The organism is Paraburkholderia solitsugae, from assembly GCF_013177695.1.
Classification (GTDB): Bacteria; Pseudomonadota; Gammaproteobacteria; order Burkholderiales; family Burkholderiaceae; genus Paraburkholderia; species Paraburkholderia solitsugae.
Map to the genome: position 1 here is coordinate 83913 of NZ_WOEY01000015.1, position 25920 is coordinate 109832.

General features: G+C 64.0%; 21 protein-coding genes. 9 read left to right on the forward strand and 12 right to left on the reverse strand.

All coding sequences use genetic code 11. From position 1 onward, the window contains the following. The first annotated feature begins 97 nt into the window (after positions 1-97). The 6 genes from glnT to GNZ12_RS03470 are packed head-to-tail and all read left to right on the forward strand — an operon-like array spanning position 98 to position 6991. Positions 98-1426, forward strand: coding sequence for a type III glutamate--ammonia ligase (gene glnT / locus GNZ12_RS03445; RefSeq protein WP_172309009.1), 1329 nt, complete (start codon positions 98-100; stop codon positions 1424-1426). A 59-nt stretch (positions 1427-1485) separates the two neighbouring features. Next, the gene (locus tag GNZ12_RS03450) at positions 1486-2394 is read left to right on the forward strand and encodes a class II glutamine amidotransferase domain-containing protein (protein ID WP_172309010.1); all 909 of its coding nucleotides are present in this window, start codon (positions 1486-1488) and stop codon (positions 2392-2394) included. Then, positions 2382-3080: a GltB/FmdC/FwdC-like GXGXG domain-containing protein gene (locus GNZ12_RS03455; protein WP_172309011.1), complete on the forward strand. Its 699-nt coding sequence runs from the start codon at positions 2382-2384 to the stop codon at positions 3078-3080. The genes GNZ12_RS03450 and GNZ12_RS03455 overlap by 13 nt, the downstream gene beginning before the upstream one ends. A gap of 16 nt (positions 3081-3096) precedes the next feature. Then, positions 3097-4455, forward strand: a complete 1359-nt coding sequence (locus GNZ12_RS03460; protein ID WP_172309012.1) for an FMN-binding glutamate synthase family protein — start codon at positions 3097-3099, stop codon at positions 4453-4455. Between the two features lie 3 nt (positions 4456-4458). Then, complete coding sequence (folD, locus tag GNZ12_RS03465) at positions 4459-5358, forward strand: bifunctional methylenetetrahydrofolate dehydrogenase/methenyltetrahydrofolate cyclohydrolase FolD (RefSeq protein ID WP_172309013.1); 900 nt, start codon at positions 4459-4461, stop codon at positions 5356-5358. Positions 5359-5413: 55 nt separating this feature from the next. Continuing rightward, positions 5414-6991 (forward strand): pyridoxal phosphate-dependent decarboxylase family protein, encoded by a 1578-nt coding sequence (locus GNZ12_RS03470; protein ID WP_328805942.1) that lies wholly within the window; start codon positions 5414-5416, stop codon positions 6989-6991. 74 nt (positions 6992-7065) lie between these two features. Here GNZ12_RS03470 and GNZ12_RS03475 read toward each other — a convergent pair whose 3' ends face one another. From GNZ12_RS03475 to glyA, 7 genes are all read right to left on the reverse strand, one after another. Further along, entirely contained in the window at positions 7066-8043 is a 978-nt protein-coding gene (locus GNZ12_RS03475; protein WP_172309014.1) for an HpcH/HpaI aldolase/citrate lyase family protein, read from the reverse strand. Between the two features lie 76 nt (positions 8044-8119). Beyond that, positions 8120-11086: a phosphoenolpyruvate carboxylase gene (locus GNZ12_RS03480; RefSeq protein ID WP_172309015.1), complete on the reverse strand. Its 2967-nt coding sequence runs from the start codon at positions 11084-11086 to the stop codon at positions 8120-8122. Next, positions 11064-11969 carry a succinate--CoA ligase subunit alpha gene (gene sucD, locus GNZ12_RS03485; RefSeq protein WP_172309016.1) on the reverse strand — a complete coding sequence of 302 codons (906 nt, stop codon included), beginning with the start codon at positions 11967-11969 and terminating at the stop codon, positions 11064-11066. The genes GNZ12_RS03480 and sucD overlap by 23 nt, the downstream gene beginning before the upstream one ends. A gap of 10 nt (positions 11970-11979) precedes the next feature. After that, positions 11980-13158, reverse strand: a complete 1179-nt coding sequence (locus GNZ12_RS03490; protein WP_172309017.1) for a malate--CoA ligase subunit beta — start codon at positions 13156-13158, stop codon at positions 11980-11982. A gap of 71 nt (positions 13159-13229) precedes the next feature. Beyond that, positions 13230-14186, reverse strand: coding sequence for a D-2-hydroxyacid dehydrogenase (locus GNZ12_RS03495; RefSeq protein ID WP_172309018.1), 957 nt, complete (start codon positions 14184-14186; stop codon positions 13230-13232). 43 nt (positions 14187-14229) lie between these two features. Then, positions 14230-15465, reverse strand: coding sequence for an aminotransferase class V-fold PLP-dependent enzyme (locus GNZ12_RS03500; RefSeq protein ID WP_172309019.1), 1236 nt, complete (start codon positions 15463-15465; stop codon positions 14230-14232). Between the two features lie 42 nt (positions 15466-15507). Next, a complete protein-coding gene (gene glyA, locus GNZ12_RS03505; RefSeq protein ID WP_172309020.1) occupies positions 15508-16803 on the reverse strand; it encodes a serine hydroxymethyltransferase in 1296 nt (431 codons plus the stop codon). Between the two features lie 289 nt (positions 16804-17092). On the opposite strand from glyA, the gene GNZ12_RS03510 reads away from it, so the two are divergent. Continuing rightward, positions 17093-18004, forward strand: a complete 912-nt coding sequence (locus GNZ12_RS03510) for a LysR family transcriptional regulator (protein WP_172309021.1) — start codon at positions 17093-17095, stop codon at positions 18002-18004. Positions 18005-18036: 32 nt separating this feature from the next. Here GNZ12_RS03510 and GNZ12_RS03515 read toward each other — a convergent pair whose 3' ends face one another. The 5 genes from GNZ12_RS03515 to GNZ12_RS03535 all read right to left on the reverse strand — a co-directional run bounded on the left by GNZ12_RS03515 (position 18037) and on the right by GNZ12_RS03535 (position 23827). Beyond that, positions 18037-18861: a formylmethanofuran dehydrogenase subunit C gene (locus GNZ12_RS03515; protein WP_172309022.1), complete on the reverse strand. Its 825-nt coding sequence runs from the start codon at positions 18859-18861 to the stop codon at positions 18037-18039. Then, complete coding sequence (gene fhcD, locus GNZ12_RS03520; protein WP_172309074.1) at positions 18858-19805, reverse strand: formylmethanofuran--tetrahydromethanopterin N-formyltransferase; 948 nt, start codon at positions 19803-19805, stop codon at positions 18858-18860. Before fhcD ends, GNZ12_RS03515 begins: the two co-directional genes overlap by 4 nt. Positions 19806-19819: 14 nt before the next feature. Further along, on the reverse strand, positions 19820-21520 hold the full coding sequence (locus GNZ12_RS03525; RefSeq protein ID WP_172309023.1) for a formylmethanofuran dehydrogenase subunit A: 1701 nt from the start codon (positions 21518-21520) through the stop codon (positions 19820-19822). Beyond that, positions 21517-22797, reverse strand: a complete 1281-nt coding sequence (locus GNZ12_RS03530; RefSeq protein WP_172309024.1) for a molybdopterin-binding domain-containing protein — start codon at positions 22795-22797, stop codon at positions 21517-21519. The genes GNZ12_RS03525 and GNZ12_RS03530 overlap by 4 nt, the downstream gene beginning before the upstream one ends. A 265-nt stretch (positions 22798-23062) precedes the next feature. Continuing rightward, positions 23063-23827, reverse strand: a complete 765-nt coding sequence (locus GNZ12_RS03535) for a HisA/HisF-related TIM barrel protein (RefSeq protein WP_172309025.1) — start codon at positions 23825-23827, stop codon at positions 23063-23065. A 12-nt stretch (positions 23828-23839) separates the two neighbouring features. Here GNZ12_RS03535 and GNZ12_RS03540 point away from each other — a divergent pair, with 12 nt between their 5' ends. Beyond that, positions 23840-24853 (forward strand): ATP-grasp domain-containing protein, encoded by a 1014-nt coding sequence (locus GNZ12_RS03540; RefSeq protein ID WP_172309026.1) that lies wholly within the window; start codon positions 23840-23842, stop codon positions 24851-24853. Continuing rightward, positions 24843-25898 (forward strand): hydantoinase/oxoprolinase family protein, encoded by a 1056-nt coding sequence (locus GNZ12_RS03545; RefSeq protein ID WP_172309027.1) that lies wholly within the window; start codon positions 24843-24845, stop codon positions 25896-25898. Before GNZ12_RS03540 ends, GNZ12_RS03545 begins: the two co-directional genes overlap by 11 nt. Positions 25899-25920: the final 22 nt, after the last annotated feature.

The following is a 25920-nucleotide window of genomic DNA, read 5'->3' on the forward strand; positions in this document are numbered from 1 at the left end:
CCAATGACAGGAAGGCCCGATCACGCTGGCCAAACGCCGGCATAGCGCGTCGGGCGCTTCTCCGACATAGCACCCATGACGCTTGAGGACAATCGACATGACCCCCGCAGAAGCCAAGAAATTCCTTGCAGACAACGATGTTAAGTACATCCTCGCGCAGTTCGTCGACATCCACGGGGTCGCGAAGACCAAGTCCGTGCCGGCGGCGCACCTCGACAGCATTCTGACGGCAGGCGCCGGTTTTGCGGGCTTCGCGGTCTGGGGCCTCGGGATCGATCCGCAGGGCCCTGACTTCATGGCCGTCGGCGATCTCGACACGCTGTCGCTGGTGCCGTGGCAACCGGGCTATGCGCGCATCGCCTGCGACGGCCACGTCAAGAAACAGCCGTGGGATTTCGAAAGCCGCGTCACGCTGAAAAAGCAGGTCCGGCGTCTGACTGAACACGGCTGGATTCTGAACACCGGCCTCGAACCGGAGTTCTCGCTGCTGCGGCGCACGGAAGAAGGCCGCATCGTGCCGTGCGACGATTCGGACTCCCTGCCGAAACCCTGCTACGACTACAAAGGCCTGTCGCGCTCGCGCGTATTCCTCGAACGCCTGACCGAGTCGCTGATCAAGGCAGGCATCGACGTCTATCAGATCGACCACGAGGACGCTAACGGTCAGTTCGAAATCAACTACACGTACACGGACTGTCTGAAGTCCGCCGATCACTACGTGTTCTTCAAGATGGCTGCATCCGAGATCGCCAATGAACTCGGCCTGATCTGTTCGTTCATGCCGAAGCCGTTCGCGAACCGGCCAGGCAACGGCATGCACATGCACATGTCGATTTCGGACGGCGAGCGCAATCTCTTCGCCGACGATCGCGACGAATACGGCCTTGGTCTCTCGAAGCTCGCCTATCACTGGACGGCGGGGCTGCTCAAGCACGCGCCGGCACTGGCCGCGATCTGCGCGCCGACCGTGAACTCGTACAAGCGGCTGGTGGTGGGGCGTTCGCTGACCGGCGCGACGTGGGCGCCCGCGTATGTGAGCTACGGCGACAACAACCGCTCGTCGATGGTGCGTATTCCGGGTGGCCGGATCGAGTTGCGTCTGCCTGATGCGGCCTGCAACGCGTATCTCGCGACCGCGGCAGTGATCGCGGCGGGTCTCGATGGCGTGAACAACAAGCTGCATCCGGGCAAACCCTGCAATCTGAATCTGTACGAGTTGAACCCGCAGGAACTGAAGGACAACGGCATCAGCATCCTGCCACAGAACCTCCAGGACGCGCTGCACGCACTCGAGCGCGACGAGATGATGCTTGAGGCGCTCGGGCCGGCGGGCGGCGAGTTCCTGCGTCTGAAGCATATGGAGTGGATCGAGTACATGCGCCATGTGTCGGACTGGGAACAGAAGTCCTACCTCGAATTTTTCTAACGTCTGACCGATTGCCAAAAATCATTTGAACGCAGGACTGTGCGCAGGAGAAAAAACCCATGTGTGGAATTGTCGGATTACTCGTCAAGCAGCCGGCGCTGCGCGAGCGGCTGGGCGAATTAATGGTGCCCATGCTGCTCGGTATGACCGAGCGTGGCCCGGATTCGGCCGGCCTTGCCGTGTTCACCGATCCGGTGAGCGAAGGCACACGCAAGATCAGCCTCTATTCAGGTCTCACCGATGACGGTGACGACTTCAACTGGCAAGGGCTTGTACACGAACTGAACGCACACCTGGGTGCAAAAGCATCCGTGCATGCGAAGGGCAACCACGCGGTGCTGAGCGTCGGGCTTGCACCCGACACGGTCAAGCGCTGGATCAAGGAGCAGCATCCGAAGCTGCACATTCTGTCGACCGGCCGCACGATCGATCTCTACAAGGACGTGGGCACGCCGGAGGAAGTCTCGAACCGGTACGCGTTCAGCGGCCTGACGGGCACGCACCTCGTCGGCCACACGCGGATGGCGACCGAATCGGCGGTCACGCCGGATCGCGCCCACCCGTTCACCGCGGGCGAGGACTTCTGCCTCGTGCACAACGGCTCGCTGTCGAATCCCTACGGCGTGCGCCGGATGCTCGAGCCGTACGGCATCCGCTTCGATACGGACAACGACACCGAAGCCGCGTGCCGTTTCCTCGAATACCGCCTGCGCGAAGGTGACGATCTCGAAACCGCCCTGCAAAAGGGCTTCGAGCAGCTCGACGGGTTCTACACGTTCCTGATGGGCACGCCCGACAAGCTCGCGTTGATTCGCGATCCGTTCGCCTGCAAGCCGGCCGTCGTTGCTGAAACCGACGACTACGTGGCGATCGCCTCTGAGTTCCGCTCGCTGGCGCATCTGCCTGACATCAAGCATGCACGCGTGTTCGAACCGGCTCCCGAGGAGATGTACGTATGGAAAGTATGAACTTTGACCTGGCGAGCACGCCAGTGACCGAGCTCAACCGGTTCCTGCACAAGGACGCCGCTGGCAAGGGCACCCGCATGGTGCGCATCACGAATCCCGATGGCGCGCACAACATCGCGGTCGGACTCGATCTGCCGATCGAGATCGAAATCGACGGCCACGCGGGCTACTACGCCGCCGGCATGAACAAGGAAGCGAAGGTGACGATCAGCGGCAGCGCGAGTACCGGCGTCGCCGAGAACATGATGAGCGGCCGGGTGCACGTGAAGGGTTTTGCGTCGAACGCGGCGGGTGCCTCGGCGCATGGTGGGCTGCTGGTGATCGAGGGCGACGCGGGCCTGCGTTGCGGCATTTCGCTCAAGGGCGCCGATATCGTCGTCAAGGGTTCGGTCGGCAGCTTCTCCGCGTTCATGGCGCAGGCGGGACGTCTCGTGGTGTGCGGCGACGCGGGCGACGCACTCGGCGATTCGCTCTACGAAGCGGTGCTCTACGTGCGCGGCAGCATCAAGTCGCTCGGCGCCGACGCACGCGAGGAGCCGATGACCGGCGCCGACGTCGAGGCGGTCGCCCAGTTGTTGCGCGCAGCCGGTCCGGCCTTCGCCGGCTTCGATCCGAAGGAATTCAAGCGCATCGCTTCGGCCCGTTCGCTGTATCACTGGAACGCGGACGCGAACCAGGAATATTGACCCAAGGATCCTCGCCATGGAAATCAAGCCCATCCACATGAAGCAAATCGCCACCGAAGAATCCTGGGGTTTCGATCGCAAGACCATCGATTACATCCAGAATGCGGCGGCGCACGGCCTGTACGAAATCCGCGGTCTCGGCGCCAAGCGGCGCGTGCCGCACTTCGACGATCTGCTGTTTCTCGGCGCGTCGCTGTCGCGCTATCCGCTCGAAGGCTATCGCGAGAAGTGCACGACGAAAACTGTGCTCGGTACGCGTTTCGCCAAAAAGCCGATCGAACTGGCGATCCCGATCACGGTGGCGGGCATGAGCTTCGGTGCGTTGTCGGCCAACGTGAAGGAATCGCTCGGCCGCGCGGCGACCGAAATGGGCACCTCGACCACCACCGGCGACGGCGGCATGACGCAGGAAGAGCGCCGCTCCTCGAAGACACTCGTCTATCAGTGCCTGCCCTCGCGTTACGGCTTCAACCCGGACGACGTGCGCCGTGCGGATGCGATCGAAGTCGTGATCGGTCAGGGCGCGAAGCCGGGCGGCGGCGGCATGTTGCTCGGTCAGAAGATCTCGCCGCGCGTCGCGAAGATGCGCACGCTGCCTGAAGGCATCGACCAGCGCTCGGCATCGCGCCATCCCGATTGGACCGGACCGGACGATCTGCTGATTAAGATTCACGAACTGCGCGAAATCACCGACTGGCAGACGCCGATCTATGTAAAGGTCGGCGCGACCCGCACCTTCAACGACGTGAAGCTCGCGGTGCATGCGGGCGCGGACGTGATCGTGGTCGACGGCATGCAGGGCGGCACCGCGGCCACGCAAACCTGCTTCATCGAGAACGTGGGTATTCCGACGCTCGCGGCATTGCGCCAGGCGGTCGACGCGCTCGAAGACCTGAATATGAAGGGTGTCGTGCAACTGATCGTGTCGGGCGGGATTCGCAGCGGCGCCGACATCGCGAAGGCACTTGCGATGGGCGCGGATGCGGTTGCGATCGGCCAGGGCGTACTGGTGTCGCTGGGCTGCAACAGCAGCACGTACATGGAGAACGGCCAGCATGTGTCCGCGCTCGACGACTACGCGAACCTCGGTACGGCGCCGGGCTACTGCCACCACTGCCACACCGGCAAGTGTCCGGTCGGCATCACGACGCAGGATTCGGTATTGCAGGAGCGTCTGCAGCCCGAGATCGGCGCGAAGCGGCTGAAGAACTATCTGAAGACGCTCAACATGGAATTGACCACGATCGCGCGTGCTTGCGGCAAGCAGAATGTGCACCACCTGGAGCGGGAGGATCTCGTCGCGCTGACGGTGGAAGCTGCTGCCATGGCGCGTGTGCCGTTGGCCGGAACCAGCTGGATTCCGGGCGTGGTCTGATCGATGACGGCGCAGATCATCGATGGGAAGCATCTGGCACGGCGGCTGCGGGCACGGTTTCGTGAACGCGTCGCCGCGCTGTCGGCGCGCGGCATCGTGCCCGGGCTCGCCGTCGTGCTGGTCGGCGACAACCCGGCTTCGCAGGTCTATGTCGCGAACAAGGTGAAGGCGTGCGAGGAAAGCGGTGTGCGTTCGTTCATGCACCGTTTCCCTGCCGATTGCGCGGAGACCGAACTGCTCGACCGCATCGCCTCGCTCAATGTCGATCCCACCACGCACGGCATCCTCGTGCAACTGCCGCTGCCGCCTCAGGTCGAGGTGCGGCGGGTGCTGGAGGGCATCGTCGTCGATAAGGATGTCGACGGGTTTCATCTGTACAACGTCGGTGCGCTCGTCATCGGCAATTCGGTCTTTCCGCCGTGCACGCCGTATGGGGTGCAACTGCTGCTCGAAACGACGGGTATCGACGTGGCGGGCAAGAACGTCGTGGTGGTCGGGGCGAGCAATATCGTCGGCAAACCCATGGCGCTGATGCTGCTGCAGAAAGAAGCGACCGTGACGGTGTGTCACGTGAAGACGCGCGATCTCGCGCATCACACGATTCACGCGGACATCCTCGTCGTGGCCGCCGGCAAGCCCGGGCTCATCAAGGCAGAGATGGTGAAGGAAGGGGCGATCGTGATCGACGTCGGCATCAATCGCGTGGCTGACGGCCGGATTGTCGGCGATGTCGATTTCGAGGCGGTGCGTGAGCGCGCGGCATGGATCACGCCGGTGCCGGGCGGGGTCGGCCCGATGACGGTGACCATGCTGATCGAGAACACCTTGCGCTCGGCTGAGCGTTTTGCGGACGGTCAGGCGTTTCATCCGCCGCAGCCGTTCTGGCAGGTTCCCGCGCGTTAGCCGCTCAGACGTGACGGCGAGCCGTGCTCACTTCGCAGGCAGGGCGGAAAGCATCGTGTCCCGGAATATCGGCGATTCAGGTAACCTCAGCGCTTCAGGTAACACCGACCCTTCAGGCGACACAGTGGCTTCAGGCGACAATAGCGCTTCAGGTAAAACCGACGCTTCGAGCGACGTAGGCAATTCTCGCGCCGCGCTCGAAACCGCCTATCGGCGCGCGCTTCGCTTTCATGAGGCGCGCCGCTCACTGCCGCCCGCTGCCACAGCAGACTTCGACGCTTTGCTCGAAGCCTTCGGCGGTCCCACGCCCGAAATCGGCGCGCCTGCCGCCGAGGTCATCGAAAGTCTTGTCGTGGCTGCCGAACCCGGCTTGATGGGAACGGCGGGCGCGCGTTTTTTCGGCTGGGTCGTTGGCGGCTCGCATCCGGTGGGCGTGGCGGCGGACTGGCTCACCAGCGTCTGGGGGCAAAACGCGGGCTGTTATGAAGGCGCGCCCGCAGCGGCAGTGGCCGAGCAGGTCGCGGCGCAATGGCTGATCGATATCCTGCATCTGCCGCGCGAATGCTCGGTAGGCTTCACGACGGGCGCGACGATGAGCAACTTCGTGTGCCTTGCGGCCGCGCGTGGTGCGTTGCTGCGGCGCATGGGTTGGGACGTCGATCTGGACGGCATGTTCGGCGCACCGCCGATCACGGTGTGTATCGGCGACGATGCGCACACCAGCGTGCTGGCCTCGTTGCGCTATCTCGGCTTTGGCGAACGCCGCGTCGTCAGGATCGCGACCGATGAGGCAGGGCGCATGAAGGTCGCCGCATTGCGCACAGCGCTCGCTCGCTGCCCGGGTCCGCTCATCGTGATTGCGCAGGCCGGTCATATCATGACGGGCGCATTCGATCCCGTCGACGAAATCGCGACGCTCACGCATGCGCGTGGCGGCTGGCTGCATATCGACGGCGCATTCGGTTTGTGGGCCAGAGCCGCGCCGGCGCGCGCAAACCTGGCACAGGGATTCGATCGCGCGGACTCGTGGGCCACCGATGCGCACAAGTGGCTCCAGGCGCCGTATGAATGCGGTTGCGCATTCGTACGGGATGAGGAGGCGCATCGTCGTGCCATGACGATCGCTGCGAGCTACCTGCCCGACGCTGGTGCCAACGACGCGATTCGCGACCCACTGCACTACGCCCCCGAACTGTCCCGTCGCGCACGTGGTTTTGCGTTGTGGGCGTTGCTGCGCGCATTCGGCCGACAGGGCGTTGCTGCGATGATCGAACGGCATTGCGTACTGGCCCAACGCATGGCGCGGCGCCTGGCCGCGGAGCCTGGCATCGAAATTCTCAACGATGTCGTATTGAATCAATTCGTCGTGCAATTCGGCGCGGGCGAAGCGGCCCAGCAACGCGACGCGTTGACCGTCGAAACGATTGCACGGATTCAAGCGGCAGGGGTTTGCCATGCCGGCGGCGCACGCTGGCGTGAACGCGAAGTGATGCGCGTGTCGGTGATCTCATGGCCAACCACGGCAGCGGATATCGATCACAGTGCTGATTCGATGATCGCTGCGTGGCGAGCGGTGCGGCGCCGCCATGCCCATGAGCTCCTCGATTCCGCGCGGATTGCGATTCAGGCGTAGCGGCGCGCGGTAGACGAATGAAATACCTGATTCGTCGCCGCATCGCCGTGTTCCCAACCCCCGTTGATTAGCCTCTAACGCTTGCTCGATGCCGCATTCGCGCTCGCGAGCAGCGCTTCGGCCATCCGGATGCTCGCCGCGTCGATCAGCCGGCCATCCAGCGAGACCGCGCCCTTGCCGTCTTTTGCGGCTTGCGCCATGGCGTCCATGATGCGTTGCGCCCGGGTGACTTCGGCGTCCGTCGGCGTAAACACGCGGTTGGCCAATTCGATCTGCGACGGATGGATCGCCCACTTGCCTTCGTAGCCCAGCACGGCGGCGCGCTTTGTCGCGGCGTCGTAACCGTCGGGATCGCTGAAGTCGCCGAATGGTCCATCGATTGGACGCAGTCCGTACGCGCGGCACGCCACCATCATGCGTGTTTGCGCGGCATGCCACTGGTCAGCCCAGAAATAATCGCGCTCACCGTGCTCGTCCTTGTCGCTCAGCACGCCATAGTCGCGATTGACACCGCCAATCACAGTGGTGCGCGCCCGCGTGGACGCCGCATAGTCCGCCACGCCGAATGACATCGCCTCGAGCCGCTTGCTCGATTGTGCGATCGACTCCACATTCGCCATGCCGAGTGCGGTTTCGATCAGGACTTCGAAGCCGATGCGGCGGCTGCGTTTCTTCGCATTCTCGATCTGGGTGACCAGCATGTCGATCGCATAGACGTCTGCCGCCACGCCCACCTTCGGAATCAGGATCATGTCGAGCCTCGGACAGGCTTCGACGATATCCACCACGTCGCGATACATGTAGTGCGTATCCAGACCGTTGATGCGGACCATCGTGGTCTTCGTGCCCCAGTCGATATCGTTCAGTCCTTCGACGATATTCTTGCGAGCCTGCTCCTTGTCGTCAGGGGCGACTGCGTCCTCGCAATCGAGAAAGATGATATCGGCGGCGGATTTCGCGGCTTTTTCGAACATCGCCGGATTGGAGCCGGGTACCGCCAGTTCCGAGCGATGCAGTCGCGGTGGCGCCTGTTCGATCACGGTAAAGCTCATAGTGGATCTCCTTGTTGAGGGTTCGCTCGCGGCGCAACGGCAGCCGCGGGTTTCGTTTCGAATTTCAGCGGATGCATCAACCCGTGGCGCCGAAGCCGGACGCAATGCAGTTGATCGAAAGCAGCAGCGGCATCAGGTAGCTCCTTCGTTCCTGATCGTTGACGGCTTGCCGATAGAGCCGCAACAACTCGATCTGCTGACGTCCCACCTGGTTGATTGCCGGCAGTCGACGTGCGAGGCGTTCGCGGAACTGCGGAAAGCGCTCGGCGACTTCACGTCCGCCGCTCAGTTTCAGCACCATCTCGGTCGTGAGGCGATGTTCCTGTTCGATCTGCGCGAAGATCGCCTCCCGTACCGCTTCGTCGGGAACGAGATTCGCGTAACCACGGGCGATGTCGAGGTCGACCTGCGCGAGCGTCTTTTCAACTTCGTCGATGATCAGACGGAACAGCCGTGACTCGTCGAACATCCGGCGCAGCAGGTCGAGCCCACGTTCCTTGCGGACATCGAGAAACGCGGCAATGGCACTGCCGACCCCATACCAGCCCGTCAGCGCGTGCCGGTTCTGCGCCCACGCAAACACCCATGGAATGGCGCGCAGCTCTTGCATGCTGCGCGCCCCAAAGCGCCGCGCGGGGCGCGATCCCATGTTCAGCATCGACAACTCTTCGAGCGGGCTGGCGGCCTGAAAGTAGGTGATGAGATCGGGCTGCTCGATGAACTTCGCGTAGGTGGCGCGCGACGCGCCGGAGAGCGCTTCCATCGCCTCGTCGAATTCGCCTCTCGGCACGAGTTCGTCTTCGCGCTCCGACTTGAAGGTGTGTTCGAGCACGCTCGACGCGAGCAATTCGACGTGATACTGCGCCGTGCCCCGATTCGCGTACTTGAACGAGACGACCTCACCCTGTTCCGTGACGCGAAAGCGGCCGTTGACCGAACTGGCCGGCAGCGCCGCGATGGCGCGGCCCGCGGGCACGCCCCCCCGGCTGACCGAACCGCCGCGCCCATGGAAGAAGGCGATGCTTACGCCGAGTTCATTGCCGACCCGGGTGATCTTGGTCTGTGCCTTCGACAACTCCCAGTTACTCGCGAAGAATCCACCGTCCTTGTTGGAGTCCGAATAGCCGATCATGATTTCGAGCACACCGCCCTGCGCGCGAATGCTGCGCCGGACCATCGGCACCGCCAGCAGTTCACGCAGGATCTCGGGCGCGCGTCTCAGGTCGTCGATGGTTTCGAGCAGCGGCACCACCGGCAGCGTGCAGCTTTCGACGCCGGCCGCATCGGTGAAAAGGCCTGCCTCCTTCGCGAGCAGATAGACGCCCAGCACGTCCGTCGCGTGATGGGTCATGCTCAGGACGAACGCGCCGAATGCATTGCGATCCACCTGCTTGCGCATGTCGCGCACCGTGCGGAAAATTTGCAACGTCTCCGCTTCGACGGCAGGCAGCGTTTTCAGTACGTCGTCACAGGATGCGTCTTTTTCGCGAGGCCGAGCCAGTTCGGCGAGCAGCCATGCCTTCCACTCGGGCGATTGAGGGGCGGGCGGCTCTGCGTCTGGCTCCTCACCTGGCTCATTGACTAGCCCCGGCTGGGCGCGCCAGAGCGCCACCAGCGTTTTCCCCGTGACCGTCGTGTTCTCGCGCAAGTCGAGCTGCACGGTGCAGAAGCGAAACGTCTCGACTTCATGCCGCAATGGCCGCACCAGCGAGCCGGCGAGCGCCGTGCTTTGGGTCCCAAGCAACGCCTGCTCGATCACGCGAAGCTCGGCGGCGAGCTCATCCGCGCTGGCGTAGCCGCCTTCAACAGGTTCACCCACACCGCGCCGTTGCGCATCGGCGAGCGTCGCGTCGAGCCGGCGCTGGATGCAGGTCAGATACTGGCGAAACAACTCGCCCGGATTGCGCGCGGCAATCGCCGCGCCGTCGCCGCTTCGTTCGAGGGCACGCGTCAGTTCCTTCTGGAAGGCTTCCGGCACGGGCATGGCTTCAGCGGTGATGCTGAGCGTTTGCGTCAACTCGATCAGCCGTTGACGATAACGTTTCAGGCACGCAAGACGATTCTCGTGCAGCGTCGCACGCATGACCTCGTTGTTGACGAACGGATTGCCATCACGGTCGCCGCCAATCCATGAGCCGAACTGAAAAAAGCGCGGCGTCTCGAAGTGCTCACCGGGATAGGATTGACGCAGCGCGTCCTCGAGCTTTTCGAACAGAAGCGGCACCGCTTCGAAGAGCGTTTCGCCGAAGAAGTGCAGACCCCATGCCACTTCCTGCGCGACGGTTGGTTTTTCGCGACGCAGTTCGCCGCTCATCCACAGCAGTTCGATTTCGTTGCCGAGCGCGCTAACGAGCGCGCGGCGCTCGCGTGGCGTCCAGCGCGGCGACTCCAGATCCATGAGCCGCCGGTAGATGCGACGGTGGATTTCCAGCACGGTGACGCGCTTTGCTTCGGTCGGATGGGCCGTGATGACCGGGCGGATCTTCAGGCGCTGCAGCACCGAGCGGACTTCCTCGACCCGCACACCCGCCGTAGCCGCTTCCGCGACTACTCGCGCAAACGAGGCGGGCAGCCTGTCATAGCCGCTTTCGATTTCGATCTCGCGCCGCCGGCGCATCGCCGTGCTCTGCTCGGCAATGCTCAGCAGCTGAAACCAGATCCCCTGCGCCTGCAAACTGCGTCTCCACACCGCGCGTGGCACATCGGTGGGCAGCGGGTCGCCGCGCAACGCGAGTTCGACCTGCGGCTGACGGCGGCGCGCGACGTCGCACAACAAGCCGAACAACAGATCGACGACGCAGGGCTCATAGGCCGCTGCATTCAAGGCGGGCAGCGCGGCGGAAGCCACCGCGAGCCGCTCGATCTCCAGCGCTGATGGCAGAGGCTGCGACTGTGGTGGCGGCTCGTCCGTGCGCGCCTGGTTTAGCGGTTCGACGCACGCTTCGACGGCCGCGTTGATGCCCGCGTTGACGTCCTCTTCGCCGCCCGATTCGGCGCGCGGGGTGGGGGCGGGCACCCGCTCAAGCGACGCGGCGGGTAACATTTTGAGCCAGCGCCATAGCCACAGTGGAACCCAACTCGGAGGCGCTCGGCGCCACCAGCAGGCCATACGACTTCATGATCTCGGCTTTTTCCGCGGCACTGTCGCCAGTCGCTGAAATGATCGCACCGGCATGGCCCATGCGGCGGCCTTTGGGCGCAGTGAGCCCGGCGACATAGCCGACCACCGGCTTGGTCATGTGCTCGCTCACCCAGCGGGCGGCCTCCGCTTCCTGGGGGCCGCCGATCTCGCCGATCATGATGACCACCTCGGTCTGCGGGTCCTGCTCGAACAGCTTCAGATGATCGAGGAACGAACTGCCGTTGATCGGATCGCCGCCGATACCGACGCTCGTCGTGACACCCAGGCCCAGCTCGTTGAGTTGCGCAGCAGCCTCATAACCGAGCGTGCCCGAGCGTGACACGATACCGACCGAGCCGCGCCGGTAGATGTGGCCTGGCATGATGCCGAGCATGGCGCGGCCTGTGCTGATGATGCCGGCGCAGTTCGGCCCCACGACCATCGTGCGGGTTTCCTTTGGATAGCGCAGCAGATAGCGCTTGATGCGCATCATGTCCTGCGCGGGAATGCCGTCGGTGATCGCGCAGACGAGTTGCAGACCGGCGTCGGCGGCTTCCATGATCGAATCGCCGCAGAAGGGCGGCGGCACGAACACGAGGCTTGCGGTGGCGCCGGTGGCACGCACGGCGTCTTTCACCGTGTTGAACACCGGACGGTCGAGGTGCCGCTGGCCGCCTTTGCCAGGCGTCACGCCACCGACCACATTGGTGCCGTAGGCGATCATCTCCTTCGCGTGGAAGGTGGCCTTGTCGCCGGTGAAACCCTGCACGATCACCGGGGTGTTTTCATCGATCAGGATGCTCATGGATGCGCTCCTAGTGGCTCTTTTTGGCGCGGTGCGCCTTGGATGCTTCGACGGCCTTTTGCGCTGCATCGAGCAGCGTTTCGGCAGCAATGATGGGAAGTCCGCTGTCGCGCACGATCCGGCGTCCTTCTTCGACGTTGGTGCCTGCCAGCCGCACGACGAGCGGCACCCGCAGGTTTTTCGCCGCCTGCACGACACCTTCGGCGACCCAGTCGCAACGGTTGATGCCGGCGAAGATGTTCACCAGAATCGCGGATACATTCGGATCCGACAGGACCAGCCGGAATGCGGCGGCCACACGCTCGGGCGAAGCGCCGCCGCCCACGTCGAGAAAGTTCGCCGGCTCGCCGCCCGCGTATTTGATGGTGTCCATCGTGGCCATCGCGAGACCGGCACCGTTGATGATGCAGCCAATGTCGCCTTCCAGCCCGACGTAGTTGAGTCCGAATTGCGCGGCTTCGGCTTCGCGCGGGTCTTCCTGCGCGGCGTCGCGCATCTCGGAGACATGCGGATGACGGAACAGACCGTTGTCGTCGAAGGAGACTTTGGCGTCGAGTGCGATGACGCGGTCGTCATGGGTCACGACGAGCGGGTTGATTTCCACCATGGTCGCGTCGAGATCGCGGAACGCGCGGTAAGCGCCCATGATCGCGGCCACGGCGCGGCTCACCTGTTTGCTGTTCAGACCGAGTCCGAACGCCAGCTCGCGCGCCTGGAACGGCTGAAGACCGACGGCTGGTTCGACGACTGTTTGAAGCACCGCTTCCGGCGCGGTGTGCACGATTTCCTCGATGTCCATGCCGCCCTGTGCCGACACGATCACACGCACGCGCTCGGCTTTGCGATCGAGCACGATGCCCAGATAGATCTCGCGCTCGAATTTTTCGGCCACTTCAACGTAGACCCGCTCGACGATCTTGCCCTCCGGCCCCGTCTGTCCCGTCACGAGGCGTTTGCCGAACAATGAGCTCGCGGCCTCGTGCACGTCATGGTAGGTCTCGCACAATTTAATGCCGCCAGCCTTGCCACGTGCGCCTGAGTGAATTTGCGCTTTCACGGCCCAGTGCCAGCCGCCCAGTTCTGTTGCGCAATACACAGCCTGGTCGGGCGTATAGGCGACTGCGCCGCGCTGGATCGGCACACCGAAACCGGACAGCAGTTCCTTGGCCTGATATTCATGGATATCCATGTTGGTCTTCCCGAACGAGTGAAAGGGTGGGGTGCGTCCGAAGCTGCGTCGAATATGTGTTCCAGCCGCGCTCAGACGACGAGATGCTGTGGTTCGCCGCGCGCGAATGCTTCAAGGTTGTCGATCAGCTGGTCCGCGAGGAACTGCATCGCACCGTCCGACGCCCACGCGACGTGCGGCGTCAAGATGAAGTTCGGCAGGTCCAGATCGAGCAGCGGATTGCCTTCCTTCGGCGGCTCCGTGGTCAGTACGTCGAAGCCCGCGCCCGCGATCAGCCCTTCGCGCAGTGCCGTGGCGAGCGACGCTTCGCACACGAGGCCACCGCGTGCGGTGTTGATGAGCAAGGCGGTGCGCTTCATCATGCGTAGCTGGTCGAGTGCAATCAGATGGCGCGTTTCCGGCTTGAGCGGCATGTGCAGCGACACGACGTCCGAATCGCGCAGCAGCGTATCGAGCGGCGTGTAGGCGATGTCTTTCGCCTTCGCCTTCGACGAAGCGTGCTCCGCAAACAGCACGCGCATGCCGAACCCGCGTGCAATGGCGGCGGTGCCTTGTCCCAGCGAGCCTTCGCCGATGATCCCGAGGGTCGCGCCATGCAGGTCGCGAATCGGATGATCGAAGAAGCAGAACTGGTTCGAGCTTTGCCACCGGCCGCGCCGCACGTCGTCGCGATACGCCAGCAGATTGCGGCGCAGCGCGAGAATGAGCGCGAACGTATGTTCAGGCACGGTGTGCGTGGCGTATTGCCGGATGTTCGCCACGGCGATACCGTGTGCCTTGCAGTACGCGGTATCGATGACGTCATAGCCGGTTGCCGCCACCGCGATCAGCTTCAGACGCGGCAGCCTGGCGAGCGTCTGCTCTCGCAACGGCACCTTGTTCGTGATCGCGATGGCGGCGCCCTCGAGCCGGTCCGCCACTTCGTTGGCCGCGGTCATCGCATACTGTTGCCAATGATGCTCGAAGGCCGGACGCCGCACGTCGGCCTTCAACGTGGAGCGGTCGAGAAAAACGATGTCGTGTCGCATGGTGTCGGCGTCCTGGGTTGCCGGGAGAGCGGGCCGGTCGGGGTCAAGCCGCGGCTGCGATGCGCGCGGGCTGTTGTTTCTGCGCGCGGTCGCGCGTGCGCCAGTATTGCGCAGCGGCGCCGGTGCCACTGCCCGGGCGCACGTCGATGCCGACGTCGAGCATCGCCATCTCCGCACCTGCGATCGCGCCCATCAGCATCAACTCGTTCAGATCGCCAAGGTGGCCGATGCGGAACACTTTGCCCGCGACCTTCGACAACCCGGCACCGAGCGCCAGGTTGTAGCGGCGGAACGCGACGTCGATGACCTGGGCCGCATTGAATCCTTCGGGCACGACGATCGCGCTGACCGTATCTGAATGCCATTTCGGCGCCTTGGCACACAGCTCGAGCCCCCAGCCTTCCGTCACTGCGACGCGCACGCCTTGCGCCAGGTAATGATGGCGAGCGAAGACGTTGTCGAGCCCTTCCTGAAAGATCAGATCGAGCGCCGAGCGCAAGCCGTAGAGCAGCGACAGCGCCGGTGTATAGGGGAAATAGCCGGTCGCATTGGCCTTGATCATGTCGGCGAGATCGAAATAGCAGCGGCGTGATTTCGCGTGTTCAATGGCCTTCAGCGCCTTGGGGCTGACGCACAGGATGCCCAGACCCGCCGGCAGCATCAGGCCCTTCTGCGAACCCGTGACAGCGAGGTCGACGCGCCAGTCGTCCATGCGAAAGTCGATGCAGCCGATCGAACTCACACCGTCGACGAACAGCAGCGCCGGATGGTGCGCGCTGTCCATCGCGTGGCGCAGGGCGCCGATGTCGCTCGTCACGCCGGTCGCGGTTTCGTTGTGGCACGCGAGGATGCCCTTGATCGTGTGCTGCTTGTCCGCGCGCAGCACTTCCTCGATCCGCTCGACGGGCACGCCTTCACCCCAGTCGACGTCGATGATCTCGACTTCGAAACCGAGGCGCTGCGCCATATCGGCCCACAGGTGGCTGAACTGTCCGAAGCGCGCGACCAGCACCTTGTCGCCCGGCGACAGTGTGTTGGTGAGCGCCGCTTCCCATGCGCCGGTTCCCGACGACGGAAAGACAAACGGCTGGCCGCTGGTGGTCTTGTAGATCGTCTTCAGATCGCTCAATATGCCGTTGGCCAACTCGGGAAAGCGGCTTGAACGGTGGTCTTCCATCGAGACCATCATCGCCCGCAACACCGCGTCGGGGATGTTCGTGGGGCCCGGAACGGCGAGAAAATTACGACCCGGGATGCGCGTGCCTGATGTATTCGACATATTTTGACTCCTCCGTTCTTCTAGCGGTATTTACAGGTGTGTTCAGCTTGCGGTATGGCTTGCGATGGCTTCGTGCGGATGGCTCGGCGCGTCACCGTAAACCGGGAACTGGGTGGTCAGCACCTTCACCGCATCCGTTACGCGGCGGATCACCAGATCATTTTGCGGTGCTTCGAGCACATCGGCGATCAGGTTGGCAAGCTGCTGAGCTTCGTGGTCGCGGAAACCGCGCGTTGTCATGGCGGGCGAGCCGACGCGGATGCCGCTCGTCACGAACGGTTTTTGCGGATCGTTCGGAATCGCGTTCTTGTTGACGGTGATCGATGCCTTGCCGAGCGCCGCCTCGGCGTCCTTGCCGGTGATGTTCTTCGGACGCAGGTCGACGAGAAAGAGGTGAGAGTCGGTGCGCCCCGACACAATGCGCAGGCCGCGCGACTGTAGCGTTTCCGCCATGATTCGTGCGTTGGTCATGACCTGCTGCTGGTACTGCTTGAACTCGTCGCTTATTGCTTCGCGGAATGCGACGGCTTTCGCCGCGATCACGTGCATCAGCGGGCCGCCCTGGATGCCCGGAAAGATCGTCGAATTGAGCGCCTTTTCGTGTTCCAGGCTCGACAGGATGAGACCGCCGCGCGGGCCGCGCAGCGTCTTGTGGGTGGTCGACGTGACGAAGTCCGCGATACCCACCGGGCTCGGATACAGTCCGGCGGCAATCAGGCCGGCGTAGTGCGCCATGTCGACGAACAGGTAGGCGCCCACGGCGTCCGCAATGGCGCGAAAGCGCTGCCAGTCGATCACGAGCGAGTAGGCCGACGCGCCCGCGACGATCATGCGCGGCTTGTGCTCGCGCGCCAGCCGTTCGACTTCGTCGTAATCGATGACTTCCGTGTCCGGATGGAGGCCATAGGAGACTGCCTTGAAGAGTTTGCCGCTCACGTTCACCGAGGCGCCGTGAGTCAGGTGTCCACCGTGGGCGAGCGACATGCCAAGGATCGTGTCGCCCGGTTTCAGCATGGCCAGATACACCGCCTGATTGGCCTGCGAACCGGAATGCGGCTGCACGTTCGCGTATTCGGCGTTGAAAAGCCGCTTGGCGCGATCGATCGCCAGCTGCTCAGCCATATCCACATGCTCGCAACCGCCGTAATAGCGCTTGCCAGGATAGCCTTCGGCATACTTGTTGGTGAGCAGCGACCCCTGCGCTTCCAGCACAGCCGGCGACGCATAGTTCTCCGACGCAATCAGTTCGATATGGTCCTGCTGCCGAATCGATTCCGCGAAAATGGCTCGGCGCAGTTCCGGATCGGTCGCTGCGATGGTCTGTTTGAAGCTGAACATGGGCACGCCTCTTGTCTGTTGTCGGTAACCTGTTGAGCACATCAGTCGCGAGGCTTCGCAGCATGTCGTGATCCGCCTCGTCTGTTGAAACGATGTTAGTGGCGTGATGCTGAAATGACTCATTCGGGTTTCTTATCCAACCCATAACCTGCCCTGCGACCCAATCACGGCGGGCCTCGAGCGCAAAGCTGTACTCCGTTATGGGCATTGCCGTCGTAACCACCGCTGATACAGTGAGGGCATCAGAACCGAGCCTGTGGAGGCTGTGCGAGAGCTAAGCGGAGAGGGGATGCTGCATCTGACATTGCGTCAACTGAGGGTCTTTGAAGCGACGGCGCGCCTTTTGAGCTTTTCCCGCGCCGCGGAGGAGTTGCACCTGACGCAACCTGGCGTATCGGGGCAGCTCAAACATCTGGAGGAAAGCATCGGCATGCCGCTCTTCGAACAGATGGGGCGGCGCATTTTTCTGACGGAAGCGGGGCGGCAGGTGTACAGCCACACCCGGTCGATTCAACAGCAATTGACGATTCTCGAAGAGTCGCTCGATCAGTTGCGCGACACGAAGCAGGGGAAGATCAAGGTTTCTGCGGTGTCAGGGACGGCCAGTCATCTTGCACTGCAACTTATTGCGAAGTACTCGAAGGCGTTTCCCGGCGTGCGTGTGCATCTGAATGTCGCCAACCGGGAAACGGTATTGGGTGAGCTGGCGAGTAACGAAACGGATCTGGCGATCATGGGACAGCCGCCCGAGGGCCAGGGGCTCTTCGCGCAACCGTTCATGAAGAACCCGCTGGTGGTGATTGCGCCGCCCGATCATCCGTTGGCCCGACAGCGCGCTATTCCGCTGTCAGCGCTGGAAGGCGAGATATTTCTGGTGCGCGAGCCGGGTTCCGGCACGCGGCGCGCGATGGAGCGCTTCTTTGCCGAACATCGCATCACGTTCCGTCCGGGCATGGAGGTGAGCAGTAACGATGCGGTCAAGTGCGGCGTGCACGCCGGGATGGGGTTGTCCATCGTCCCGCTACAGACCATCATGCCGGAACTGGAGACGCTGCGCATCAAGGTGCTCGACGTGGAACGCTTTCCGATCGTGCGGTATCTGTATGTCGTGCATCGGGAGAGCAAGCATTTGTCGGCTGCGGCGGATGCGTTTAAGGATACGTTGCTGGCGGAAGCCGGACTGGTGGAGGGGGAAGAGTAAGGGGCATCAGCGTGTAGCGACGCGTCACGCCGTCACTCCGCGACCAGCACTTCCCCCTTACCTTCAACCGAGATATCTCCCACCAGACGCCGCGGCTTGATCTCCGCCAGCGCTCTGAACGAGCCGCCTTCACGCGCAAGACTGCGCGACAGCAGTCGCCAGAAAACGTCGACATCGCCGTCATTTTCCGTAAAGCGATTCGCGAGCGACGGCTGCGTGCCCGGCAACACAAGTGAACCGCGTCTCATGCCGTACGCGAGATGCTCGCCTACCTCGCCCGCGATCCCAATCGTGCCAGCCACCATCCGCGACGCCGCAAAAGCGCCGGCATTGCCGAACACCAGCGCGGTGCCGCGCCGCATCCGGTCGCCGAAGCGTTCTCCCGCATTGCCACGCACAATGAGCGTGCCGCCGCGCATACCGTCCATGTCACCGGGCAAGGCGGCGGCTGCAAAGTCTCCCGTATTACCGCCGATTTCGATGCGACCGCCGGCCAGCTCGCAAGCGGTGAAACTGCCACTGTCACCGGCGACGACGATGGACCCCGCCGTCATCTGCTCGCCGACCAGATCGCCGACGCTGCCTTCGACGATTAACTGACCACCGTCCATCTTCCAGCCGACTCGATCAAAGCGGCGCAGATCGCCGGCGAACACGAGGCAAGGCGTATCGCCTGACACGTCGTCGTCGAGACGAACGTCGAAGAACTCCGCCAGTGCCAGGCGTTCCGTACCGTGCCACAGCGGCAGATGTTCGATCTCGCGGGCGGCGAGCGCGGCTAGCGAAGCGGGCAATAATCCCCGCGCATCGATGCGCAGCGCAGGCGCGTGTCTGATGCTCAGCGTGATGCACTTCATGAGGTTTTCCCGTCGCCGCACAGTTGGCGCAAATGGAAGTGAAACGGTCCGAGCTTGCCGCCGTAATTGCCTGCCGAGACTCGCAGGACGCCAGCTTCCGCGCCGCGCGCCGTCACGGCCCGGATACCCGCGCGCATCGCGTGTGCGACGTCGGCGTCGCTGAGTCCGTCGATGACGATTTCCAGCACGCTGCGCGTATCCGCTGTCAATTCGGTGCGGGGCGCGAGTTCGGCGAGGGTGGGGCAGAACGCGTCGTTGGTCGAGGCGGGCAATGCCGAATGCTTCGAGCCGACTTTCGAACCAGAGCGCACCACGCCACCCGGAAACGGCATGATCACGTTTGGCACGCACCGCATCGCCTCAACGGCGGCTTCCGCTGCGGCGAGCGCGGCATCCGTATCGCGCGCGAGGAACAGCAGGTTGCCGCCGCCCACGCCCTTGATGACCGCAGTCGTTTCCTGGGCGACGAATTCGCCGTCCATCACGGGGATGCGCCAGTAGCGCACGCCGTCGATCATCTTCGAGATCTGCCAGCCATCGCCGAAAAAGCGCAGGTTTTTGGCCAGTGCGATGGCTTCGCCGTCTGAGATACCCGCATAGACAGCAGTGGTCGGACAGGTAAGCACGCACTGGCCCACCCGGCGTTCGACCTGCTTGGCCAGCTCTTTGCCCGACATCGAAAAGAGCAGAATGGCGATGCCGGGTCGGCCGTCCGGCGATTCCTCGGGCGAGACTTCGCGTTCGATGCCCGCCTCGCAGCCACAGGCGATCACGGACGTCGCGAAGCCCGTCGCCGCGATTGCCGCATGGCGTGCCCAGGTTTCGTTGCGAGCGGTGATGATGAGGCGCGTCGCTTTCATCGGGAACGCTTCGGCGAACGTGTCGTCGATCGTCACGCCGTTGATGGCGAGTGGCGTAGCCGTCGCGCGGGTGTCGGGTGGCATGCTAACGGCGCCGCTCATGGTTGCTGTCCCGCTGGCTCGTCCTGGTGGACGCTGCAGGCAGCCGGCAGCAGCCGTCCACCGTTGCAGCACGTGCACAACTCGTCGCGGCCGATCGCGGCGTGACGGAAGTTGAACGCCAGATAGTTGTCACTGTATTCGGCCAGCGTGCGCTCGATCGAGCGGTCGAATTCCGGCTCGACATAGTGCGTGCCGCCGGTGGGCGTCGCGACGATCCGGCCATTACGCGCGACCAGTTCGCCGTCCTTGAACACATACTCGGGCGCGGTAAACATCGCTTCGCGATCGGCCTGCTCGCGATACACGGCGATATCGGCGGCAGCGCCCGCGTTCAGACGTCCACGGTCGCGCAGGCCGAGCAACCTTGCTGGGGCGGCGCGCGTCAGGATGGCGATCTCGTCGAAGCTCAGTTCGCGCGTCATGCTCGCCAGCGCGGCTTGCTGCGCGACATCGGGATGCAGCTTCGCGAGCTGTTCGTCACGGAACGATTTGTCCATCAGCAGCCGGATCAGATGGGGATAACTGGTGAACGGGCCGCCATTCGGATGATCGGTGGTCAAGGTGATCTGCCACGGGTTCTTCACCATCAGGAACAGTTCGAGTCCGATCGTCCATTGCAGTGCGTTGACGTAGCTTTGCTCGCGATAGCGGAACGGCACGACGCCGCAACCCGCATCGCATTCGATGTCGCCAGCGATCCATTTGCGCGGCGACGCGAACTCCGCCTGCTTGACCTGTTTCATGATGTCGCCAGACGCGGTCACGGTCTGTCCAAACATGATCTGGCCGACGTCGATCGACACATTGGGATTCGCGTTAACCGCGTCGGCGATCCGCCCGGCCGCTGACGAAAACTTGCGAGGACCCTCGATTCCATAGCTGTGAAACTGAATGTGCGTGAGGTGCCCAGGCAGTCCTTCGAGGGCATCGATGGTAGCGAGCGTCGACTCAACGTTGCCCGGCACGCCGAGATTGCTGGCGTGGATGTGCAGCGGATGCGGCACACGCATTTCGGTCAGCGCGCGCGCCAGCGTGTGCAGCACCTGGCGTGGCGTGATTTCATAGTGCACATGCGTTGCGTCGACGTCCAGCGCGCGCTGGTTGAACTTGAACGCCGAGATCCCGCCGGGGTTGACGACCTTGACGCCGAGCGCCTTCGTCGCATTGATCGTCCAGCCCACGTAGTCACGAATGCGTTCGAAGTCCGTGCCTTGCGCCAGCATGCGCAGGAACAATTCGTCGTTGCCGAGCATCACGTACGCACCGTGATCGATGATCGGTGTATCACCCATTTCGAGGTGGGTGTGACGCGCGTTCGACGCCATCATTGCCGGCTCGAACGCGGCGGTATAGCCCATCTCGGCGTAGCGATAGCCGGTGGCCAGCGTACCCGGCGTGCAGACGCCACACGACGCGAGTTCGAGCGGATTGGCCTCGGCCTCCCGTTGCGCCCGCAACCGGTGATCTTCCGGCATCAGCATGCGTGCGAGATTGATCTTGCCGCCGCCGATGTGCGAATGCATATCGATGCCACCCGCCATCACGGCCATGCCGCTGACATCGTATTCGCGATCCACGGCCGCTTCAGCGGGCAGCTCGACGATGCGGCCGTCGCGCACGCAAATATCCGCGATGTGTCCATTGATCCGGTTGGCCGGATCGAACACTCGGCCGCCGCGCAAACGAAACGTACTCATACAATGCTCTCCCGTTGCGTGGCGAGCCACTTGTCTAGCTCCGTCGCAACGCTGGAGACGGTCGGCAGCGTGTCCGCGTAGACCGGGGTGAGTGGCAGCACGACGCCGCCGTCCGCACGGAACAGATGACCGGGTGAGCCGATGCCCGGCGTCGACACCGGAATGAAGACGGTCGGCCCAGGGCGATCCACGCAGGTTGCGGCGAGCCGCGGGTGGCCGAGGATGATGGTCGGCAAATCGGTTGGCGGTGGCGCGAGATCGGCGGTCAAGCTCGAGATCCATAAGAGCGCATCGACCGCATGGTCGGCGAGCAGGCGTGCAGTGTCATTGCGATGCGGTTCGTGTTCGAGTCCACTGCGATGAACGCCGGTTCGTAGTGGCAAGCCGGAGAGCCAGGTGAGTGTCTGGTTCACCGTTGCGCCGCCGTCGTCGCCACCGAGCGCGAGGCCACCCGCACGCGTCGTGCGGTTGAGTGTTTTCAACAGACGGTCGAGCGCTTCGACCAGCAGTGCTGCATGCGCGCCCGGCAAATCGGCAGGTGTCCATACGAGGGTCGCGTAACGGGCGGCGCGCAGTTTCGCGGCGAGCGAGGTGAGCGCGGGGTCGGCTGCGTGCGGCGGTTTGCGGCTCAACAGGGCATTCAATGTCGCGAGCGTGTCGTACAGGTCGCCTTGCAGCGCAATGGCGTGTGTCGCTACGCCATCGGTCTGTGCGATGGCAGGATCGACGTCGCAGCCCACGAACACGATGTCGCGTTGCACCGGTCCTGCATCGGATACGGTCGAGCCGATCCCGCAACGCGCGAAGAATTCCGGATGCCGTGCTGACGGCATCGACCCAATACAGACGATCAGATCCGCGCGGCAGCGGATTTCCGCGAGCGTCGTCGTGAAGCTGCCACGGTCCTGCAGGGCGGTGAGTCCATGCATCAGAGCCCGCCCGTGCGCGTGGTCGAGGATCGCGCCACGTGTGTTCGCCAGTCGATAGAGTGCGCGCGTACCGGCGACGTCGGTGGCCATGCCGCCAAAGAGCGGCTGCCGCGCTTCACGCAGCCATCGCGCGGCTGCATCGAGCGCGCTCTGGTGATCCACCGGCTGGCCGTTCAACAGCGGCGTTGCGGCCGAGGGTCGGTTGCCGAACTGCGCGAGCGCATGCGTTGCGCGAGGGCAGTGTGTGCCGGCCGGCGTCAGCGTCTCGCCGGTGTTGACCGTGAAGCGGTCGCACAGCAAAGCGCAGAACGGACAGGTCCAGAGCGGGGGAGATGGAGTCGAAGTCATGTGTGCTGTTGAGCAAGGCATATGCCATGCGACGCGCTTCAACGTTTACCGACAAGGGCGGCGATGTGACGTGCAGTGGGTGACACACAATGCGCCGCGCGCCGTGTGCGAGGCGCCACAAACTGTCACGCGAGAGGATGCGCTGCGTGAGGCGAGCGCTCAGCTGAGACGGTCGCGTCCTGCGCGAGCGCCATTGGCATGAAACGTGATAGTGAGCATCGTCATGCCATGCGGTACGCAATGAAGGCAATGAACCGAGGCGTGCTCAGATCGATGCCGCAGGAATACGCCGGTCATGCAGCGCGGACGCAATCAGCCATGCATCCGCGCCGGCCGCGGCGGCGGCGCGCAGGTCGTCGGTATGGCGCACGCCGCCCGCGCCGATGATCTGGCGTTTGCCTGCCCGGCGCCGCACGTCGGCGAGCGCGGTGAGGTCGGGGCCGTCGAACGAGCCGACCCGTTCGAGCGTCATCACGATCAGCCGGGCGGGCCAGTTCGCGGTGTCGGTCCAGTACAGCGGGTCGCCTAAGGGCGTGTCGTGGCGGCGGTCGAGAGAGAGGATGGCGTCCTCGGGTAAGCGTGGGGGCGTACGCCCAGGCAGCACGGTACGGCCGGGCGAGGCGGACGGTAGCGAGGATCTGTCGGCATGCACATCAGATGCCGCATCGCTGCGCAGCGACTCACTGCCGAACACGGGTGTGAGTTTCGCGCCGACTTCATGTAGCGACGTGATGAGCGTGTCGGCTGCAGTGGGATGCGTGAATCCGGCATCGAGCCAGAGTTCGATGCCGGGCAGGGCGTGGGCAAGACGCGCCAGGGTGTCACGCTGCGGCGCGCGGCGCATGATGCCGTCGAGATCGGCGACATAGAGCACCGACGCGGCGCTGTAGTCGAGCAGGGCCTGCGCGATATCGACCGGATCGCTGCCGCTGCATAGCTGCGATTCGACGGGCTGATAGCGGCTGCGTTCACCGCGCACGGCGCGTACCGCCGAGCCGTTGAGCACATCGATGACTGGAATGATCTGCATGAGGAGCGAGTGATGACGAAAATGCCGACGAAAGTGCTGGTGTACGAATATATCAGTGGCGGTGGCTGCGCGGATGCCGACGTCATGCGTGAGCTGCTGCCAGCGGGACGCGCGATGCGCAACGCGATTGCCGGTGACCTCGCCCGCGTGGCCGGCGTCTCGGTGACTTGCGCGATGACTGCAAGCGAGGCCGGCGATGCAGCACGGCGCGCCCCGGATACCCGGCAACTGGCTTATTGCCAGCCACCCGCCGGCAGTGACCCTTGTCACTTCGTTGGCAAAGAGGCGCTGCATCACGACGCGGTCTGGGTGATCGCGCCGGAGACCGACGGTGTGCTAGCCCGGTTTTGTGATGCAGTCGAGACCTCACGCTGGATCGGTTGCGACGCGGAGTCGATCCGGATCGCGAGCAGCAAGCGCCGCACCGCGCGCCGTCTTGCGCAGGCAGGCATTGCCACGACGCGCGCGTGGTCGGTGGATGCACCGTTACAGCCCGGCCCCGGCGCATGGGTCGTGAAACCCGACGATGGGGCGGGCGCTGTCGACACGCTTTTTTATCACGACTTCCGTACCGCCGAATATGCCTTTTTGCATCGCGCGGCGGCGCACGAGCGCGTGACGTTCGAAGAGTGGGTGGAAGGCGACGCAATGAGCTTGTCGCTGCTTTGCAACCACGGCAGCGCCGAGTTGCTGAGCATCAACTGGCAGCACGTCAGCGTCGTGGGAGGACGGGTCCGGTATGACGGCGTCACGGTTGGCTCGATCGCCTTGAACAGCCTCGTCGGATACTCATGCCGCGAACTCGCGAGGCGCATTGCGGCAGCGCTGCCCGGTCTTGCCGGTTTTGTCGGCATCGACGTCGTGTGGCATCGGGAGCGCGGTCCGGTGGTGATCGAAATCAATCCGCGCGCGACGTGTGCTTACGCGGATCTGGCGAAACGAGGCGAGCTCGACCTCGCGGCGCGCATCCTCGCCAATCATCGCGCCGAACAAGCTGACGACGAACGGACCCGTCATGCCGCGTGAACTCGTGATCGGCTGGGATATCGGCGGCGCGCACATCAAGGCGGCGCGGATCGAGGCGGGGCGTGTACGCGATATCGTGCAATGGCCCTGTCCGCTGTGGCAGGGACTTACCCATGTCGACAGCGCACTGGAGCAGGCCGCCGCGCGTTGGCCCGATTTCGCAGCGGCCGATCACGCAGTGACGATGACAGGCGAAATGGCCGATCTGTTCGAGCATCGTGAGGCGGGCGTCGCGGCACTTGCGGAGCGCCTCGCTGCACGTTTCGGCGAGCGCGTCGCTTTCTATGCAGGCGCGGCGGGCTGGCACGGGCATGGCGCCGTGGCCGCTCACTGGGCTCAAATTGCTTCAGCGAACTGGCTCGCGACCGCCCAGGTGATTGCGAGCCGGCTACCCGATGCCGTGCTGGTCGATATCGGCAGCACCACGACGGACCTGATTCCGATCCTCGGCGCTCAGATCGTCGCGCACGGCGCCGATGACGCGGGGCGCCTGCGCTCGGGCGAACTGGTCTATCAGGGCGTGGTGCGCACGCCGCTGTGCGCGCTAGCGCAGCGCATACGTTTTCGCGGCGAGCACTACAACGTGATGAACGAATACTTTGCCACGACGGCGGACGTCTACCGTCTCACGGGCTCGCTCAATCCGCTGCACGACCAGTACCCGGCGGCCGACAATGGCCGCAAGGATCGCGCGGCGACCTGCCAGCGTCTCGCGCGGATGATCGGCTGCGATGCGCGCGAAGCCGCGGACACCGACTGGAACAGCTTCGCGCAACAGTGGCGCAGCGCGCAACTGGCGCACCTGTCGTCGAACCTCACACGTGTGCTCGGCCGCAGCGGCCTTGCACACAGTGTCGTGCTGGTGGCAGCGGGTTGCGGTGCGTTCCTCGCGGACGCGCTGGCCGCGCCGTTTGGTCGCGACGTGGTGCGCTTCGACACGCTGCTCGACGTCGACGGCCCGACCGCCGAATGGGCGCAGGTCTGCGCGCCGAGTGTGGCAGTCGGCGTGCTGCTCGCCGAAGAGACTCATATGGCATTCGCCTGAACCAACCGCATCGCCGAAGCTG